Raw genomic sequence first — 18,125 nt, 5'->3', positions numbered from 1 at the left:
TAGGAGAAGCAGTGATGACCGACGCGTCCCGCATGCCGCGCGAGTGGGTGGCCGCGGCCCTGCGCCGCGAGCGCACCAGGGCCGGGCTCTCCCTCTCCGAGCTGGCCAAACGCGCGGGCATCGCGAAGTCCACGCTGTCCCAGCTGGAGGCGGCCACCGGCAACCCCGGCATCGAGACGCTCTGGGCGCTGGCCGTCGCGCTCGGCGTCCCGTTCAGCGTGCTCGTGGAGTCGCCCGCCCCCGCCGTGACGGTGATCCGCGCGGGCGAGGGCCCGACCATGCACGCGGAGAACTCCTCCTACGCGGGCACGCTGCTCTCCCCGGGGCCGACGGGCGTGCGGCGCGACATCTACCACGGCGCGCTGGAGCCGGGCGCGGCCCGCGAGTCCGACCCGCACATCCCCGGCTCCGTGGAGCACCTGATCATCAGCACGGGCCGCCTGCTCGCGGGCCCGCAGGGCGAGACGGTGGAGCTGTCCGTCGGCGACTACATGTCGTACCGCGGGGACGTGCCGCACTCGTACCAGGCCCTGGACCCGGGCACGACGTTCGTCATGGTGATGCAACACACCTGACGGGGACGAGGGCGGACCAAGGGGCGCGGGGAACTGCGCAATCTTTTAGGGGCGCGGGGAACTGCGCGACCAGCCCCCACCCACCCGCAGAGGCGAACCGGCCGAGCTCACCCCTTCCGAGACCTAGAGGCCAGCAACTGCTCCCGCAGTGCGGTCAATTGATGCGAAGTGTCAACAGCCCGCGCCTCATCCAGCGTGGTCAGCGCCAGCAGCACCGCATCGGCGACGACAAGTGCGGTAAGCGCCTCAGTGGTGATCCCGGTCGGCGTGTGCGGCGCGGTCAGTACCGCATCGACCCGCCCCCCGTACAACTCGGCGAGTTCATCCGTGACGAGGACGACCCGCGCCCCCACCGCCCGCGCCCGGTCGACCAGCACGGACAGCTCGCTCAGCGCCCGCCCCGGCTGGAAGATCACCACCGCGTCCCCCTGCCGGATCCCGAGCAGATGGTCGGCGAGCGCGAACCCCGTGGCGCCGACGTACCGCGCACGGCGTCCGATCCTGCCCAGTGCCAACGTCAGGTGCCGGGCGGCGAGTTCGGACGCGGCGACGCCGTAGCAGTGGATCTCGGTGGCCTCCGCGAGCGCCTCCACCGCGGTGCGCAGCGCGTCGTCGGGGGTGAGCCTGCGGGCGTGCTCGATGCGCTCCTGCGCCTCGTCGAACACCTCGTCCCAGATGTCGCCGAGGTCCCGGCCGACATGGTCGATGCGCTGCTTCAGGCGGACCTCGGGCGCCACCGCGGAGGTGAAGTCCGACGCCAACTCCCTTTTGAGCGCGGGCAGTCCCGCGTACCCGAGGCGCTGCAGGGCGCGCACGACCGTGGCGTTGCTGGTGCCGCTCGCCGTGCCGAGCTCCTGCGCGCTGGCGAAGACCAGGGACTGGGGCGGCGCGCTCGCCAGGTACTGGGCGACCGCGCGCTCCGAGGCGGACAGGGCTTCCCACTGGTCGCGCACGGCGGACCGGAGCCGCTCCACACCGCGCTCCGCACCCTCTGAAATTTCCATTACAGCTATTGACTCTCGTGTGACGGCGGTTACTCTCCTGGGCAACGCATTCCAAATGGAGAGTTTCTTGTAATCGACGTTACAGGCTCTCCGTCGCTAGGAGAACCATGGCACCCCGCACGCTCCCCGTGATCGAGATCTCCGGTACGCCCGTCGAACGCGGCCGTCAGTACGGCGAGGCCGTCCGCCCCCAGCTCCGCGCCGCACTCGGCTACTACGAGGAGGCGTTCGGCCAGTCCGCCGGGCTGACCTGGGACCGCGTCACCGCACGGGCCGCCCGCTGGCTGGACCCCGTCCGCGCCCACGCCCCCCACTACGTCGACGAGATGCAGGGCATCGCCGACGGAGCCGGGGCGACCCTGCTCGACGTGCTCGCCCTGAACGCCCGCGGCGAGGTCATCTACGACAAGTCGTTCGCCGAGATGACATCCGACGAGGGGCCCGCCGATGAGGAGCCCGCCGAGGGCTGCACCTCCTTCGCCGCCTACGGAGAGGCCAGCGGCGACGGCCACGTCTACGCGGGCCAGAACTGGGACTGGCGCGCGGGCGTCGCCGACACCGTCGTCATGCTCCGCGTCGTACAGCCCCCGAAACCCACCCTGATCATGCAGGTCGAGGCCGGCCAGATCGGCCGCCAGGGCGCCAGCTCCGCCGGAATCGCGCTCAACGCCAACGGCCTCGGCGGCCGCTTCGACGACAAGGTCGGCCTGCCGCAGACCGTCGTGCGCCGCAGCGTCCTCGACCAGCCCACCATCACCGACGCCCTCGACGTGCTCTGCCGCACCCGCGCCCACATCGCCAGCAACGCCCTGCTGACCTGCCGCGAAGGCTTCGCGATCGACCTGGAGACCACACCCGCGGGACACGGCTGGATGTACGCCACCGACGGCCTCCTCGTCCACGGCAACCACTACCAGGCAGGCATCCCCGCCGCCCTCGCCGCCGACTACCGCCCCCTCTCCTCCGACTCCCTGGTCCGCGTCCCCCGCGCCGAACAGGGACTGCGCGCCCTACGCGCCGCCACCGGACCCGACGAGTCCCTGAAGCTGATCAAGCAGGCGATGTCCGACCACCTCGGACTGCCCGAGTCGCTGTGCACCCACCCCGACCCGCGCCGGCCCGCCGTCAAGCACTGGACCACGCTCGTCTCCTCCTGCGCGGACCTGACCAGCGGCGACTACCACGTCACCGCGGGCACCCCGTGCGACCGCGACTACCAGCACATGCCCTGGAACCTCTACGACGGCCCGTACGGAGACCACTCATGAGCACGTCGAGAACCGCACGCGCGGCCGCGGCGGGCCTGGCCGCCACCGCCCTGCTCGCCACCGCCTCCTGCAGCGGCGCCGACCTGGCCACGACCGGCGGCGCCCCCGCCGACGCCGCCAAGCTGAAACTGTCCGCCACGACACCCGCCGCCAAGGGCACCCAGGACAAGGCCGACTGGCTCCTGGAGGACGAGCCCGACTCCCTCGACCTCGACACCCAGGGCTCCAGCGCGGGACGGGTCGTCCTCACCAACGTCTGCGAACGGCTCTACCGGCTCCGGCCCGACATGAGCATCGAGCCGCACCTCGCCACCAAGGCCCGCACCCCCGACGACAGGACCCTGGTCCTGACCGTCCGCGACGGCGTCACCTTCCACGACGGCTCGCGGCTCACCGCCGACGACGTGCTGTGGAGCCTGCAGCGCCACGCGGACCCCGACATGGAACAGGCCGACGAGTTCGGCAACGTCCGCTCGATGAAGAAGACCGGCGACCACGAGATCACCATCCGCTTCAAGGCCCCCGACGCCCTCTTCACCAAGGCCCTCGCCGGTGACGCGGGCATCGTCTGGAACAAGAAGCAAGTACAGGCGTCCGGCAAGGAGTTCGGCACCCCGGGCCAGGACGACGCCTGCTCGGGACCGTACGAGCTGACGAAGTGGAAGTCCGGCGACTCCCTCACCATCGAGGAGTACGCGGGGTACTGGGGCAAGAAGCCGCGCACCCGGCAGGTCACCTTCCGCTGGGCCTCCGACAGCGCCCTGGTGAACGCGTTGAAGACGGGCGCCGCCGACGGGACGTACGCCGAATCCCCCAACACCGCATCCGCCCTGCGCGGCGCCAAGGGCCTCGACCAGTACTACGGCCCGTCCACCGCCTCGCTCGCCCTCATCCCGACCGGACGCGGCGGACTGAAGGACCCGCAGATCCGCCGCGCCCTCTCCCTCGCCATCGACCGCACCGGCATCGCCAGGTCCGGCTACGGCGGCCTCGTCCAGCCCTGGGCCACCCCCGTCGGCTCCGGGGCGTGGGGCTACGAGAAGCCCCGGTTCGCCGCAGCCCAGAAGAAGTTGGACGCCGCCGCCCCCGCCTCGCCCACCGCCGACGACCTCGCCGAGGCCAAGCGCCTGGTGAAGTCCGCGGGCGCACCCACCGACCCCGTCGTCATCGGCACCGACAGCACCCAGGGCCGCACCGTCGTCGCCAACGCCGTGCGCGCCGCCCTCCAGCGGATCGGCCTCAAGGGACAGATCAAGACCGTGCCGACCGCCCAGTTCGAGGAGTTCTACAGCGACCCGCAGGCCCGCGCCGACATCGACGTCCTGGTGGGGGACTGGTACATCTCCAAGGCCGACCCCATGGGCTTCTACGACAACGGCCTCTCCGACTCGCCCAACAACTGGGTCGGCTTCAAGGACGCCACGTACGACAAGCTCGTGCGCCGCGCCCTCGGCACCCTCGACGACACCCGGCGCGCGAAGCTCGCCGTCGACGTGCAGCGCAGGTTCGTCGACGCCGCCGTGTGGATTCCGCTGGCCCAGGTGCCGACCGCGCTCGTCCTGAACGACCGCATGACGGGCCCGCCCGCATCGCAGTCCTACCTCTACTACCCGTGGGCCGCCGAACTCGGCCCGAAGAAGGGCTAGGTGAGCGGCATGACCTCCTTCGTCCCCCGGCTGATCCGCCGCCTCGCGGGGCTGCTCGCCACCCTGTTCGCCGCGTCGTTCGTCATCTTCGCCGCCGTGTACGCGGCGCCCGGCGACCCCGCCGTGTTCCTCGCGGGCGGCCGCGACAAGCTCACACCGGAACGGCTCGCCACCGTCCGCGCCCAGTACCACCTGGACGAGCCCCTCGTCGTCCAGTACGGACGCTGGCTGTGGGACTGCGTCCACCTCGACCTCGGCCGGTCCTTCAAATACAGCGACCAGGTCTCCGACCTCGTCGCGGCCCGCTTCCCGACCACGCTCCAACTCGTCGCGTACGCCACCGTGCTGTTCGTCGTCCTCGGCGTCGGCGCGGGCGTCCTCGCCGCCGTCAAGCGCTCCACGTGGGTCGACTCGGCCGTCGTCGGCGGCACCACGCTCGCCGCCTCCGTGCCGTCGTTCGTCGCCGCCATCGCCCTCGTCTCGCTCTTCGGCGTGCAGCTCGGCTGGTTCCCGGTCACCGGCAGCGGCGAGGGATTCACCGGCACCCTGCACCACCTCACCCTGCCCGCCCTGTCGCTCGCGCTCGGCGCCCTCGCGATCATCAGCCGGGTGACCCGCCAGGCCATGGCCGACGCGGCCGCCGCCGACCACGTCGAGGCGGCCCGCGCCTCCGGCGTCCCGGAGCGGGAGATCATCCGGCGCCACGTCCTGCGCAACGCGCTGGGCCCCATCGTCACGATGTGCGGCCTCGTCATGGCAGGCATGCTCGCGGGCACGGTCGTGGTCGAGACCGCCTTCGGCATCAGCGGCATCGGCTCGCTCCTCGTCGGCGCCATCAACACCCACGACTTCCCCGTCGCCCAGGCCGTCCTCCTCCTCATGGTCACCGGCTACATCGTGGTCACCACGCTGGTGGACCTGGCGCACCCGCTCCTGGACCCCCGAGTGAAGGGAGCCACGTCGTGACGACGCCCGCCCTCGCCCCCGCCCCGCAGCTGCCCGTACGCCCCCGGCGCCCCGTCGCCGTCACGGTCGCCGGAGCCTTCCTCGCCCTGGTGGTCCTCGCCGCGGTCCTCGCGCCGCTCCTGGCCCCCTACGCCCCCGACGCCATCGACCTCTCCGCCTCCCTGGTCGGCACCGGCGGCGAGCACCTGCTCGGCACCGACTCCTCCGGCCAGGACCTGCTCTCGCGCGCCCTGTACGGGGCCCGGACGAGCCTGATCGCACCGGTCCTGCTGCTCGCCGTGGCCTCCGTGCTCGGCGTCTTCCTCGGCGTCCTCGCCGCCTGGCGCGGCGGCTGGGTGGACGCCGTGGTCTCCCGCCTGACCGACGTGATGTACGCCTTCCCCGGCCTGCTGTTCACCGTCCTGATCATCGCGGTCTTCGGCGCGGGCATGACGACGTCGGTGCTCGCCCTCGGCCTGGCCTTCACCCCCACCATCGCCAAGTACACGCGCTCCCTGGCCCTTTCGGAGGCCCGCAAGCCGTACGTCGACGCCTACCGGGTCCTCGGCATGGGCGGCGCCCGCATCTGCGCCGCCCACGTCGTCCCGAACCTGGCCCGCGCCGTCCTCGGCTACCTCGTGGTCCTCTTCGGCGAGGCGCTGATGTCCCTGGCGACCCTCTCCTACCTGGGCTTCGGAGCCCAACCCCCGTCCTCCGACTGGGGCCTGATGGTGCAGGAGGGGCAGGCCGCCGTGGTCCAGGGCGCGCTGCTGCCCGCCATGGTGCCGGGCACCGCCATCGCGCTCGTCGTCGTGTCCTTCAACGTGGTCGGGGTCTGGGCCGCCGACCGGCTAGGGAGCCAGTGAGCCATGACGCTCCTCGACATCACGGACCTCACCGTCCGCCTCCCCGGACTCCCCGGGACCGCGCGCCCGGTCCTCGACTCGGTGTCCCTGCGCGTCGCGCCCGGTGAAGTCGTCGGGCTGGTCGGCGAGTCGGGCTCCGGCAAGTCGACGACGGCCAAGGCGGCCATCGGACTCTTCCCGCCCGGCGCGTCCGCATCCGGCTCGGTCCGCTTCGCGGACACGGACGTCCTCGCGCTCACCGGCGAGCAGCTCCGCGCCCACCGGGCAGGCCCCGTCGCCATGGTCCACCAGGACCCGCGGGCCGCCCTCAACCCCGTGCGCCGCATCGGTGACTTCCTCACCGAGCGGGGCGCGAGCCGGGCCCGCGCGGCGGAACTCCTCGAAGCGGTGGGCCTGACGTCTCCCGAACAGCGCCTGCGCCAGCGTCCGCACGAACTCTCCGGCGGCATGCTGCAGCGCGTCGTCATCGCGGGCGCCCTCGCCGCCGAACCGCGGCTCCTCCTGGCCGACGAGGCGACCAGCGCCCTGGACGTGACCACGCAGGCGGAGATCCTCGCCCTCCTGCGCACCCTGCGCGCCACCCGCGACCTGGGCCTGCTCCTCATCACCCACGACCTGCACCTGGCGGCGGCGTACTGCGACCGCGTGTACGTGATGTACGCGGGCCGGGTGGTCGAGGAACGCGCGGCGGACGCCCTGTTCGCATCCCCCGCGCACCCCTACACGAAGGGCCTGCTCGCCTGCTCCCCGACGCTGGGCGAGTCCGGCCCCCTCCGCCCCATCCCGGGCCGCCCCCCGTCCCTGACGGACACGTTCACGGGCTGCCCGTTCGTGGCGCGGTGCGGGGAGGCGGAGGAGGCGTGCGAGACGTGGCTCCCGCAACCACGGGCGCTGGCCGACGGCGGCTCGGCGACCTGCCGTGCCGCCACTGCTGTGGACGAGGTGCACCAAGGATGAAGACGGACCTGCTGACGAAGGACCCGCTGACGCCGGACCTGTTGAGGGCGGACGGCCTCACCAAGACCTACCCCCTGCCGGGCGGCGGCCACCACCACGCGGCGGCGGACGTGAGCTTCGCCGTCCCCCGGGGCGGCGCCCTGGGGATAGTCGGCGAGTCGGGATCGGGCAAGACGACGGTGGCCCGGATGCTCGTGGGCCTGGTCCGCCCGGACCGGGGCACGATCCGCATCGCGGGCGAGCCGCGCACCCCGCGCACCCCACGGGGGAAGTCCGCGAGGCTGGCCCGCGCCCGCGAGATCCAGATGGTCTTCCAGGACCCCTACATCTCCCTGGACCCGCGACTCACGGCCGACCAGTGCGTAAGGACGGCCCTGCGCCTGCACGGCCGGGAGGAGGGCCTGGCGGAGGCCCTCCTGGACCAAGTGGGCCTCGGGGCCCGGGAGGCGGGCGCCCGCCCCAGGGAACTCAGCGGCGGCCAGCGCCAGCGCCTCGCCATCGCGAGGTCGCTCGCCGTGGACCCGCAGGTCCTCGTCCTGGACGAGGCGGTCGCCGCACTGGACGTCTCCATCCAGGCGCAGATCCTGCGGCTGCTCGACGAGATCAGGCGGGACACGGGCGTGGCCCTGGTCTTCGTCAGCCACGACCTGGCCGTGGTCCAGCACGTCACGGACGAGGTCCTGGTGATGCGGCACGGCCGGGTCGTGGAGCAGGGCCCCACCGACGGGGTCCTGAGCGCCCCCGAGGACCCGTACACCAAGCTCCTGCTCGCGTCCGTCCCCGGCGAGGGCTGGGACCCGGCGGCAGCGGTCCGGGCGAGGGCCGCCCTCTAGGGCCTGTGCCGGAAGTCCCGAAAAAGGCAGAAAAAGGCAGAAAAAGGCAGGAGCCCCGCTTCCTCCGCTTGCACGGAGGAGCAGGGCTCCTTGGGTACTGCTCTCAATCTCCGGATCTGGTCACCGGAGCAACCACACGCCCCACTTGCGTGAGGCGCCCGATTACATCGGGGTGACGTTCTCCGCCTGCGGGCCCTTCGGACCCTGCGTCACGTCGAAGGAAACGGCCTGGTTCTCCTCGAGGGAGCGGAAGCCGTTCGCGTTGATCGCGGAGTAGTGGACGAAGACGTCCGGGCCGCCGCCTTCCTGGGCGATGAAGCCAAAGCCCTTTTCAGCGTTGAACCACTTCACGGTTCCGGTAGCCATAAGCCCTCCTTGGGCCAAAGGGTTGCCCTGCTCCAGAACCAGCGATTGTTTAAACAACTGCATAAGTCTGAAAACGACGAGAGCCCACGGAGTTACATGCTCCGCAGGCTCTGTACTGCAAGGGAAACCAAACTGCAACTTGCGGCGAGCTTAGCACGCAGGCTTGGGAATGCAATAGGGGGCAAGATCACGTCACCCGGAGGTTTGACGAGGCCCCCAGTGGGGTTGACGAGGCGTGTCCGGGCCCCGGCGCCCGCACCGTACCGCAAGGGGGCTAGCCTCCCCGATGTGGACAATTCTCCCCTGAACGCCTTCGCGGGGGCAGGCGCCGAACAGCCGCACGACTCCCGTCGCATTCCCCGGCCGCGCGTCGGTCACATCCAGTTCCTGAACTGCCTGCCCCTGTACTGGGGGCTCGCACGGACCGGGACCCTCCTCGACTTCGAGCTGACCAAGGACACCCCCGAGAAGCTCAGCGAGCAGTTGGTCAGGGGCGAACTGGACATTGCGCCCGTCACCCTCGTCGAGTTCCTGAAGAACGCCGACGACCTCGTCGCCTTCCCCGACCTCGCGGTCGGCTGCGACGGGCCCGTCATGTCGTGCGTGATCGTCTCGCAGGTGCCGCTCGACCGGCTCGACGGCGCCCGGGTGGCGCTCGGCTCGACCTCCCGTACCTCTGTGCGGCTCGCGCAGCTGCTGCTCGCCGAGCGGCACGGCGTGCGGCCCGACTACTACTCCTGCCCGCCCGACCTGGGGCTGATGATGCAGGAGGCGGACGCCGCCGTCCTCATCGGTGACGCGGCGCTCCGCGCCAACCTCATCGACGGGCCGCGGCTCGGCCTCGACGTCTACGACCTCGGGGAGATGTGGAAGGAGTGGACGGGCCTGCCGTTCGTCTTCGCCGTCTGGGCCGCCCGGCGCGACTACGCGGCGCGGGAACCGGCCGTCGTGCGCGAGGTGCACAAGGCGTTCCTCTCCTCCCGCGACCTCTCCCTCGAGGAGGTCGGCAAGGTCGCGGAGCAGGCCGCACGCTGGGAGTCCTTCGACGCGGGCGTCCTGGAGCGGTACTTCACGACGCTCGACTTCCGCTTCGGCGGCGAGCAGCTCGCGGGCGTGACCGAGTTCGCCCGCCGGGTCGGCCCGACGACGGGCTTCCCGGCGGACGTGCGGGTGGAGCTCCTGGAGTCCTGACCCCGCGCGGTCAGGCGTGCGGGACCGGCGCCTGCATGTGCTTGCTGATCCACTGGATGGAGCCTTCGGCCATGGCGGGGACGTAGGTACGTGCGTTGTGGCCGCCGCCCTGGATGACGTTGAGCCGCGTCTTCACGGGCCCCTTCCCGTACGCCTTGATGAACTTCCGCAGGTTCGCCTGCCCCGACTCCTGCGTGCCGATCTGGAAGGCGAGGTCGACCTCCGGGCCCCCGCGGTCGGCGAGGTGCCGGGCAAGACGCTCCGGGTCGTTGGCCCGGCGCTCCTTCTCGTGGCCCGCCCAGAGCGGGGAGTCGGGGACGGTGTCCGGGCCGCTCGCGATCACGGCCCTGAACCTGTCCGGATGCTTCAGGACGGACTTCAGGCCCACGAAGCCGCCGGACGAGGAACCCATGAAGGCCCAGCCGTCACGGGACTTGAAGGTCCGGAAATTCGCCCGGACGAAATCGGGGACGTCGTCCGTCATCCACGTGCCCATTTTGGGTTGCCCCGGAATATCGCTGCCGTCGTAATAGTTCTTTGCGTCCGGATTGAGTACGGGCATCACCACGATGAACGGGAGGCTCTTCCCTTCCCGCGACCATCGGGCGATGCTGCTCTCCAGCTTGAGGTCGGTCCCCATCCAATAATTGTTGGGATAGCCGTTGCCGCCGGGCAGGGCTATCAGTACGGGGAAGCCGCTGTCGGCGTACTTCGGGTCGAAGTACTGCTTCGGCGCCCAGACCCATACCTTGCCGGTGAATCCGGACTTCTTTCCCTTCAGTGTCGTGACACCGATCTTCGTGCCGTCGTCCAGGGTGCTCTCGGTGGTGAAGGCCGACTTGGGTCCGGTGGGCAGAAGCGTCTTCTCCGCCGCCGCGCCCTTCGCCTGTCCGGTGGCGCCCGGAGGCTTCGGATTGTCGAAGCTCACCGGTTCGCCCTTGTCGGAGGAGCAGGCCGACAGGAGCAGCGCCGAGGCCAGGGCCGCGGCGGTCGCGGCGAGTGCGGTGGGGGAGGGGCGGCGACGGTTCATGGGGACCTCGGAGCGGGGCTGAAAGGGCCGATAGAGCCCAAAGCGGTCATTACTCACATGTAGAGGGGGAAGTGGGCAGGGGCGTTCCCTCGACGGCTCGCGCACTACGCTGATCCGGAGTGCTGAGTCGCGTGAGGTGTCCGGCGCCGCGCCTGGGGGAGGCCAAGGTCATGCATCCGCTCGAAGCCGACGAACCCACCGTGATCGGTCCCTACCGGCTGCTCGGCCGGCTCGGCTCCGGCGGCATGGGCCGGGTCTACCTGGGCCGCAGCGCGGGCGGCCGCACCGTCGCGGTCAAGGTCGTGCACCCGCACTTCGCACTCGACGAGGAGTTCCGGGCCCGCTTCCGCCGTGAGGTCGACGCGGCCCGGCGGGTCGGCGGCGACTGGACGGCGCCCGTCCTGGACGCGGACCCGGAGGCGTCCGTCCCGTGGGTCGCCACGGGGTACGCGGCCGGACCCTCGCTCACCGAGGCGGTACGGGAGGGCGGGCCGCTGCCCGAGCACTCCGTACGCGTCCTGGGTGCGGGCCTCGCCGAGGCGCTGGCGCACGTGCACGGGCTGGGGCTCGTCCACCGCGACGTGAAGCCGTCGAACGTCCTGCTCACGCTCGACGGGCCGCGCCTGATCGACTTCGGCATCGCGCGGGCCACCGACGGCACGGCCTCGCTCACCTCCACCGGCGTCTCCATCGGCTCGCCCGGCTATATGTCGCCCGAGCAGATCCTCGGCAAGGGCGTGACGGGCGCGGCGGACGTCTTCTCGCTCGGGGCGGTCCTGGTGTACGGGGCGACGGGGCAGTCACCCTTCCCCGGGGACTCGTCGGCGGCACTGCTCTACAAGGTCGTCCACGAGGAGCCCGAACTCCGCGCGCTGAGCGGCGACTTGCACGACCTCGCCGCCGCCTGTCTGGCCAAGGAGGCGTCCGCGCGCCCCACCCCCGAGGAGCTGGCCCGGCGCCTCGCCCCCGACGGCGCGTCGGCGCTGGTGGCGGCGGGCTGGCTGCCGGGGCCCGTGGTGGAGCGGGTGAGCCGGAGCGCGGTGCGGCTGCTGGATCTGGACACGGGGGCGGGCGCGGGGGCGGTGTCCGTGAATGCGCCTTCCGGGCCCGTGGCGTTCAACACCCCTTCCGTGGAGGGGTCCTTCGGGCCGCCCGACCCTTCGTACGCCTCCTCTCCCGCCTGCGCCGACGCGCCCCCTGCTCCCCCTGCTCCCCCTGCGTCCTCGGAGCCTCCGGTGCCGGAACCCCGCTCCGCAGCACGGGCGGACACCCGGCCGCCCGGCAAGTTCTCCGTCTCCGTGGCCGCGACCTCCGTGCCCGAGGGTCCGAACGGGCGCGGCCGCAAGGTGAGTTGCTCCGTCGCGCTCGCCGTGGCCGGGGCACTGGCCGCCGTCACCATCGGCTCGGTGTTCGTCTTCGGGATGCTGCCGGACGACGAGCAGTCGGCGGGCGACCAGGGCGCGGAGCCACCGGCGTCGAGCGGCGCGCCCAGCACCCCGGGCGACTCCGCCGACGAGGGCCGGGTCCCCGCGGCCTACCTCGGCGAGTGGCGCGGCAAGGCCGACGCGAGCAACGGCACGATTCCCCTCGGCACGTTCACCGTCACCCTGCGCCAGGCGAAGCCGGGGGACCGGCTCGGCACGGTCCTGCAGCGCGACCCGATCGGCAACACGTGCACGGACGTCCTGACCCTCAAGTCGGCCTCGAAGAAGGAGGTCGTGGCGGAGGGCAAGGGTGCCGAGGGCAACGGCGGCCAGTGCGCGCAGACGTCCCACACGGTCCGGCTGCGCCTGGACGCGGCGGGCAGGACCCTCGCGTACACGTCGGACGACCCCGACGCGGGCGACCCTAGGGCGCGGCTGACGCGGGTGGAGTGAGGCTGCGCTTCCGCTTCTTGGCGCAGAGGTCGTACGAGCCGATGACGGCCACTGCGCCCAGGACGGCTGCTGCGAGGCCCACCGCCCAGACGTACGGGTAGTGACTGCTGATCCAGCAGTATTCGCCTGCCGCGGAGCACGTGCCGTTCCGATGGCTGCGCTTCGGCCGGATCGTCTCCATCGCGATGGCGATGAGCATGAGCGCCGCGGCCGCCCCCGGCAGCGCGACGACCGCCCACAGCGACGAACGCAGCTTCTCCTTGCGCCAGTCGGTCCGCAAGAGCGGTGTGATCGTGAGTGCACCCGCCACGGGGAGGAGGAGCCCTGCCGTGACCGCGAAGCCGTAGCCCCCGCCGGGCCAGTCCGGCGCGAGGTCGTGCCACATCTCCCCGGCCCAGCGGACGGGGCCGAGGACGAGCGCCGTGCCCGCAACGGCCACACCGGCGAACACGGCGAAGCCGAAGCCGAAGGAACGCAGCCGCGCCCGGAGGCCCCGCTTGCCCGTGGCACCCCGCTCGCCCTTGCCACCCCGCTTGCCCGACCCGCCGGAGGTCCGCGCCCCCGGCGCGTGGTCGTACCGCAGCGCGGGCCCCGCCGCGCGCCGCCGCGCCTTCTTCGCCGAACTCCTCGAACTCCCCACGGCCGTCCGCCCTTTCACCGAGTCGCCGACTACAGCCGACTACAACGGAGTCGTCAGCGTGGCGATCTCGCCGTTGCCGAGGTGCAGCATGCCCTTGCCCGGCGCGACCGGGCCGCCGACCATGCTGCGCGAGATCCTGAGCCCGATGAGGTCGCCGCTCGAACTGTCCTGCGGCGACAGCAGAATGCCGCGGCGCCCCTTCTTCGCGTCGACCTGCCAGCCCGAGAAGCCGCTGCAGACGTCCTCCTCGTCACCGGCGAGGACCAGGGCGAGGCCCAGGTCGGCGCCGCGCTGGATGATCCGCTTGAACTGGCTCGCTGCGTCCGCGTCCTCAAGGATCTCGGCGTCGTCGATGAGGACGACGACCGGGTTCTCCGGAGACGCCTCCGCCTCGTCGATGAGCTCCTCGAACTCGTCCTCGTCGATGTCGTCCTCGGTGTACACCTTCAGCACGCCCTCGGTGCCTTCGAGCGCACGCAGCGGCGACTGGCGCGGGGCGGCGACGACGAGACGTACACCCTGGGTCCGGAACGAACGCGCCATGTTCATCAGGACCGTCGAGCGGCCCGACTTGGCCGGGCCCGCGATGACGAAGGCCGGTACGCCCTCCGCCAGGTCGGGGCCGTGGCCCATGACCTCGTCGCCGCCGATGCCCACCAGCGCCCACAGCTTGGAGCGCGAGGCGTCCGGGTCGCGCAGCTCCCAGGCCTCCTCGAAGGAGATGCGGCTGGGCAGCGTGTCGACGCGGAACGGGCGGCGGTGGCGCGGCACATCGGCGTCGCGGGCCGCGGCCTGCTCGCCGATCGCGGCGATCGCCGCGGCCTGCCCCTGGCCCGTGGAGTCCTCGGAGAGCAGCGCGAACTGCGTCTCCGTGCCGCTCTCGTTCCTGAAGGCGCGGCCCGGCGCGATCTCCTCGGGGACCTTGCGGGCCGGGATGCCGAGCATCGAGAAGTCGGAGCGGTCGGCGAGGCGCAGGCCGTACTTGTCCTCGGTGAGGGAGGAGATGCGGCCGACCAGGATCTGGCGGTCGCCCGTCATCACCATGTGGAGGCCGACGCTGGCGCCCTCACGCATGATCGTCGTGATCTCGTCGGTCAGCGCGCCGTGGTCGACCTCGCCGAGGGTGGGCAGCCAGCCCTCCCACCGGTCAAGGAGCACGACCAGGTGCGGCAGCCGCTCGTCCTCGGTGGCGTCGGCGCGCTGCTCGCCGATGTCCGCGTACCCCTTGTCGGCCAGGAGGTCCTGGCGGCGCGTGAGTTCGCCCTTGAGGCGGTTGATGAGGCGCACCACGCGCTCGGTCTGGTTGCGGCCGACGACGGCGCCGCAGTGCGGCAGCCGGGTCAGCGCGTTGAGCGCGCCGTTGCCGCAGTCGATGCCGTAGAGGTGCACGTCGGCGCTGGAGTGGGTGCGGGCGAGGGAGCCCGCGAGGGTCCGCAGCACCTGCGAGCGGCCGGAGCGCGGGGCGCCGCCGATCATCAGGTGGCCGAAGTGCGCGAAGTCCACGACGACGGGGCGGCGCGCCTGGTCGGCGGGCAGGTCCTCGACGCCGAACGCGGCGGGCGTGAGCGCGCCGGGGGCCGTGCGGGGCGCCGGGGCCGGGATCTCGTCGAGCAGCAGCGTCTCGCCGAGCGCGGGCAGCCAGGGGCTGTGCTGGGCGGGGATGCCGAGGGACCTGTTGGCCTCGATGACCTCGTCGACCAGGACCTTCAGGTCCGTGATCTCCTCCTCCTCGCGGGCCTGGGCCTTCGGCTTCACCAGCGAGGCGCGGCCGAGGGCCGCCCAGTCCAGGGCGTCGACCCAGGGCGCGAGCAGCGCCGGGTCGGCGGCGCCGGGGCGGCGGCCACCGACGCGTCCCGACTGGAAGGGCACGAGGGAGGCGTGCCCGAGACGCACGTACGCCCGGCCCGGGGTGTTCTTGGAGATGTGCCCGGCCTCGGGGGAGTCGATGACGTCGCTGGACTCGGCGCCGTCCGTCACGCGCAGCGCGATGCGGAGGTTGGTGTTGGCGCGGATCTCGGGCGACACGACACCGGAGGGCCGCTGGGTGGCGAGCAGCAGGTGGATGCCGAGCGAACGGCCACGCTGGGCGATGTTGACCAGGCCCGTCACGAAGTCGGGCAGGTCACGCACCATCGAGGCGAACTCGTCGATGACGATGAGGAGTCGCGGCACGGGCGCGTGCGACGGGTCGCGCCGCACGAGGTCCTGGTAGTCCTCGATGTCCTTGGCGTCGGCGTCGGCGAGGATGTGCTCGCGCCGCTTCAGCTCGGCGCCGAGCGACTCCAGGGCGCGCTCGACGAGGTGCGCGTCGAGGTCGGTGACCATGCCGACGGTGTGCGGCAGCTTCACACAGTCCTTGAAGGCCGACCCACCCTTGTAGTCGACGAGGACGAAGGTCATGTTCTCGGGCGTATTGGCCACGGCGAGCGCGGCCACGATGGTCTGCAGCAGCTCGGACTTACCGGAACCGGTGGTACCGGCGATCAGGCCGTGCGGGCCGTCCTTGCGCATGTCGATGCCGAAAGGACCGTCGTACGACTCACCGATGACGGCCATCGTCGACTGCCCGCCCGCCTGCCACCTGGCGGTGATCGCACCGGACGTCGGCGGCTCCAGCTGCAGCACGTCGAGCAACCGGCTCGACCCGGGCAGCGCGGAGTCCTCGGTCTCGCCGCTGATGTCGCGCAGCGGCGACACGGACCGCGCGAGGCGCAGGCACCAGGAGGGCGTCACGAAGTCGGGCCGTACGTCGCGCAGCCGCTCGGCACCGCTCATCTCGACGCGCAGCCGCAGCTCACGGGGTGCGCTGGACTGCTGGGAGTCGGGCGCGGTGGTGTGCCAGGCCTGGAAGGACGGGAAGCCGCCGGGGGCGTGCTGGGGCTGTGCGGGCGCGTTCGGCACGCCCTGAGGGACAGGACCGCCCGCGTACGCGTGGGGGACCGCCTTCGGCTCGGCGACGACGAAGGCCTGGCACTCGCCGGGCAGAAACCGTTCTTCGGTGTCGAGGCAGAGCGCGTACATGTGTACCGCGGGACCCTCGCGCAGCAGCCGCACCACGCCGGGCAGCGACCGCAGCCGCCGCGACCCGTCCCACACCACGACGATGTCCGGGTCGGAGAAGTTCGCGCCCTGGCTCTTGTTGTCCTCCGCGGCCTTCACGCGCGCGTCGAGGATCTGGGTCAGCTCACCGATGCGGGCACCGACGGTCTCGGCGTCGGTCCCGATGAGTACGTTGATGTCCTGACCGCCCGAGGGCCGGGCGTGCGGCAGCCACCGCACCCAGTCCCAGCTCTCCTTCGACGTGGCCTCGGTCAGCACGTAGAACTGCACGTCCATCGGGCTGTGCAGCGTCGCGGTCTGCGCCACGGCCCAGCGCCCGAGCGCGGTCGCGGAGTCGTCGGGCCCCGCGATGCCGATGACGCCGAGACCCTTCAGCGGCAGGGCGACGGGCGCGTCCTCGATCTTCCACGTCACCTGGCGCCGGTGCTCGTCCTTCTCCGGGTCGTCGAGGACGACCTCGGAGGGCAACTGCCCGGTGCCGAACCGGAGCAGCAGATGGTCGCCGTCGGTCCGCCGCCGCTCCCACAGCCGCGTACGGGGCCCGGTGCTCAGGGCGAGGACGCTGGCGGGGTCGGGCACGGCGTTGCGCCGGTCGAGCCGCTCGGCCACCAGGGCGTCCTGCGCGTCCTTCTCGATCCGCGCCTTGGTCTCCTTGTACTCCTTGACCTGCTTCGCATGGGACTTGCGCCCGTGCTTCTTGTCCATGAAGTAGTTGCCGAACAGCATGATGGGACTCAGTCCCGCCATGATCAGGTAGTACCAGCGATTGAAGATCATCGCGGCGACCACGGCACCGACCAGCGGGAACAGCGCCATCAGCCACGGCAGCGGGCGCGCCTCGAACTCGCGGGGCGGGCTGGGCAGCCGGAAGCTGGTCTGCCGCTCGGGCGGACGCAGCCGCGGGGGCCGGTTGTAGTCGAGCCCGGCACCGTCCTCCGACCACTTGAGGGCGGCGTTCGGGGGCGTGTATCTGACCAGTTCGAGAAGGGTGTTGCCGAGGGCGATCTGCGCGCCGAGCGGCCATACGACGGTGTCCTGCCGCCCCTTCGCCCGCTTGGCCCGCGCCTCCTTCCGGTCCTTCTTCTCCTGCCGCTCCCGCTTCTCGCGCGCCTTCCTGTCCTTCTTGGACTCGCCCTCGGGCGGGGCGGCCTCGATCGGGTCGCCCTCGTCCTTCTCCTCGCCGAAGGGCGCACCGTCGAGGGTCACACCCTCCTTGTCCTTTTCGTCCCCGTGCAGGGTGGCTTGGCAGGTGCCGTCCGTTGCAACTGACAACGTGAGCGCGCGCCCGGCCATCTCCGGATCGTCGATGCGGATGTACGCGGCGGGCCCGCTGCCGATGTCGTACCGGCCGATGCCGAGCCGGTGCACGGAACCGGCCGCGGCCCCGCTCGCGACGCGCAGCTCGACGAGGCCGGAGGGCTCCCCCGGCAGACAGCCCGCAGGATCGTTGAGGCTGATGATGGCGCCCTCGCGTAGCGGCGAGGTGACGACGGTGGCGGAGGGGTCGACGGCGTACCCGTCGACATAGATCATCGGCGCGCCGCCGCCCGGGGCCTGCTGCCCGTGCCCGATCGGGATGACCTGCGCGCCGCTGTGGCCGACCTGCCGGGCCAGTTCCACCGCGATGTCCTGCACGGTGGACTCGGGATCGGCGTCGAGAACCACGTCGGCGGTGCCCCCGCCGAACGGATCGACGACGGTCAGAGTCAGGCGCACGATCGTCCTCCCCGGAGCTGAACAATGCGCCTGACGATATCCGCTCCACCCTTCCCACAGGCAACGGCCTGCACACGGGCTCATCCCGAAACCGCACGTATCCCTTCGCACCAGTTCGCACTCGCTCATAGCAGAGCTGTGACTGAACCGG

14 protein-coding genes are annotated in these 18,125 nt (G+C 71.8%); 9 read left to right on the top strand and 5 right to left on the bottom strand.

Annotated features, from left to right (window positions below; all coding sequences use genetic code 11):
• Nucleotides 1-14: 14 nt before the first annotated feature.
• Entirely contained in the window at nt 15-575 is a 561-nt protein-coding gene (locus tag ABZV77_RS08685) for an XRE family transcriptional regulator (RefSeq protein WP_356252043.1), read from the top strand.
• A 107-nt stretch (nt 576-682) separates the two neighbouring features.
• On the opposite strand, the gene ABZV77_RS08680 is transcribed toward ABZV77_RS08685, so the two are convergent.
• A complete protein-coding gene (locus tag ABZV77_RS08680) occupies nt 683-1,579 on the bottom strand; it encodes a MurR/RpiR family transcriptional regulator (protein WP_356252040.1) in 897 nt (298 codons plus the stop codon).
• A gap of 107 nt (nt 1,580-1,686) precedes the next feature.
• On the opposite strand from ABZV77_RS08680, the gene ABZV77_RS08675 reads away from it, so the two are divergent.
• From ABZV77_RS08675 to ABZV77_RS08650, 6 genes are read left to right on the top strand one after another with little or no spacing between them, the layout of a single operon-like run.
• A complete protein-coding gene (locus tag ABZV77_RS08675) occupies nt 1,687-2,847 on the top strand; it encodes a C45 family peptidase (RefSeq protein WP_356252037.1) in 1,161 nt (386 codons plus the stop codon).
• The gene (locus ABZV77_RS08670) at nt 2,844-4,493 is read left to right on the top strand and encodes an ABC transporter substrate-binding protein (RefSeq protein ID WP_356252034.1); all 1,650 of its coding nucleotides are present in this window, start codon (nt 2,844-2,846) and stop codon (nt 4,491-4,493) included. Before ABZV77_RS08675 ends, ABZV77_RS08670 begins: the two co-directional genes overlap by 4 nt.
• Before the next feature lie 9 nt (nt 4,494-4,502).
• Nucleotides 4,503-5,459 carry an ABC transporter permease gene (locus ABZV77_RS08665; RefSeq protein ID WP_356252031.1) on the top strand — a complete coding sequence of 319 codons (957 nt, stop codon included), beginning with the start codon at nt 4,503-4,505 and terminating at the stop codon, nt 5,457-5,459.
• 29 nt (nt 5,460-5,488) lie between these two features.
• Nucleotides 5,489-6,304, top strand: coding sequence for an ABC transporter permease (locus ABZV77_RS08660; RefSeq protein ID WP_356252420.1), 816 nt, complete (start codon nt 5,489-5,491; stop codon nt 6,302-6,304).
• A 3-nt stretch (nt 6,305-6,307) separates the two neighbouring features.
• Complete coding sequence (locus tag ABZV77_RS08655; RefSeq protein ID WP_356252028.1) at nt 6,308-7,261, top strand: ABC transporter ATP-binding protein; 954 nt, start codon at nt 6,308-6,310, stop codon at nt 7,259-7,261.
• On the top strand, nt 7,258-8,094 hold the full coding sequence (locus tag ABZV77_RS08650) for an ATP-binding cassette domain-containing protein (protein ID WP_356252025.1): 837 nt from the start codon (nt 7,258-7,260) through the stop codon (nt 8,092-8,094). Before ABZV77_RS08655 ends, ABZV77_RS08650 begins: the two co-directional genes overlap by 4 nt.
• 162 nt (nt 8,095-8,256) lie before the next feature.
• Here ABZV77_RS08650 and ABZV77_RS08645 read toward each other — a convergent pair whose 3' ends face one another.
• Complete coding sequence (locus ABZV77_RS08645; protein WP_006138897.1) at nt 8,257-8,460, bottom strand: cold-shock protein; 204 nt, start codon at nt 8,458-8,460, stop codon at nt 8,257-8,259.
• A gap of 354 nt (nt 8,461-8,814) precedes the next feature.
• Here ABZV77_RS08645 and ABZV77_RS08640 point away from each other — a divergent pair, with 354 nt between their 5' ends.
• Nucleotides 8,815-9,651 (top strand): menaquinone biosynthesis protein, encoded by an 837-nt coding sequence (locus ABZV77_RS08640; protein ID WP_356252417.1) that lies wholly within the window; start codon nt 8,815-8,817, stop codon nt 9,649-9,651.
• 10 nt (nt 9,652-9,661) lie between these two features.
• Here ABZV77_RS08640 and ABZV77_RS08635 read toward each other — a convergent pair whose 3' ends face one another.
• Nucleotides 9,662-10,681, bottom strand: coding sequence for an alpha/beta fold hydrolase (locus ABZV77_RS08635; protein WP_356252022.1), 1,020 nt, complete (start codon nt 10,679-10,681; stop codon nt 9,662-9,664).
• A gap of 170 nt (nt 10,682-10,851) precedes the next feature.
• Here ABZV77_RS08635 and ABZV77_RS08630 point away from each other — a divergent pair, with 170 nt between their 5' ends.
• Complete coding sequence (locus ABZV77_RS08630; RefSeq protein ID WP_356252019.1) at nt 10,852-12,558, top strand: serine/threonine-protein kinase; 1,707 nt, start codon at nt 10,852-10,854, stop codon at nt 12,556-12,558.
• On the opposite strand, the gene ABZV77_RS08625 is transcribed toward ABZV77_RS08630, so the two are convergent.
• Together ABZV77_RS08625 and ABZV77_RS08620 are read right to left on the bottom strand one after the other, a co-directional pair.
• Nucleotides 12,530-13,198, bottom strand: coding sequence for a hypothetical protein (locus ABZV77_RS08625; protein ID WP_356252016.1), 669 nt, complete (start codon nt 13,196-13,198; stop codon nt 12,530-12,532). The genes ABZV77_RS08630 and ABZV77_RS08625 overlap by 29 nt on opposite strands.
• Before the next feature lie 39 nt (nt 13,199-13,237).
• The gene (locus tag ABZV77_RS08620) at nt 13,238-17,974 is read right to left on the bottom strand and encodes an FtsK/SpoIIIE domain-containing protein (protein ID WP_356252013.1); all 4,737 of its coding nucleotides are present in this window, start codon (nt 17,972-17,974) and stop codon (nt 13,238-13,240) included.
• Nucleotides 17,975-18,125: the final 151 nt, after the last annotated feature.

It is taken from the genome of Streptomyces sp. NPDC004732 (assembly GCF_040609235.1).
GTDB lineage: Bacteria > Actinomycetota > Actinomycetes > Streptomycetales > Streptomycetaceae > Streptomyces.
This window is presented reverse-complemented; position numbering and strand designations above follow the sequence as displayed.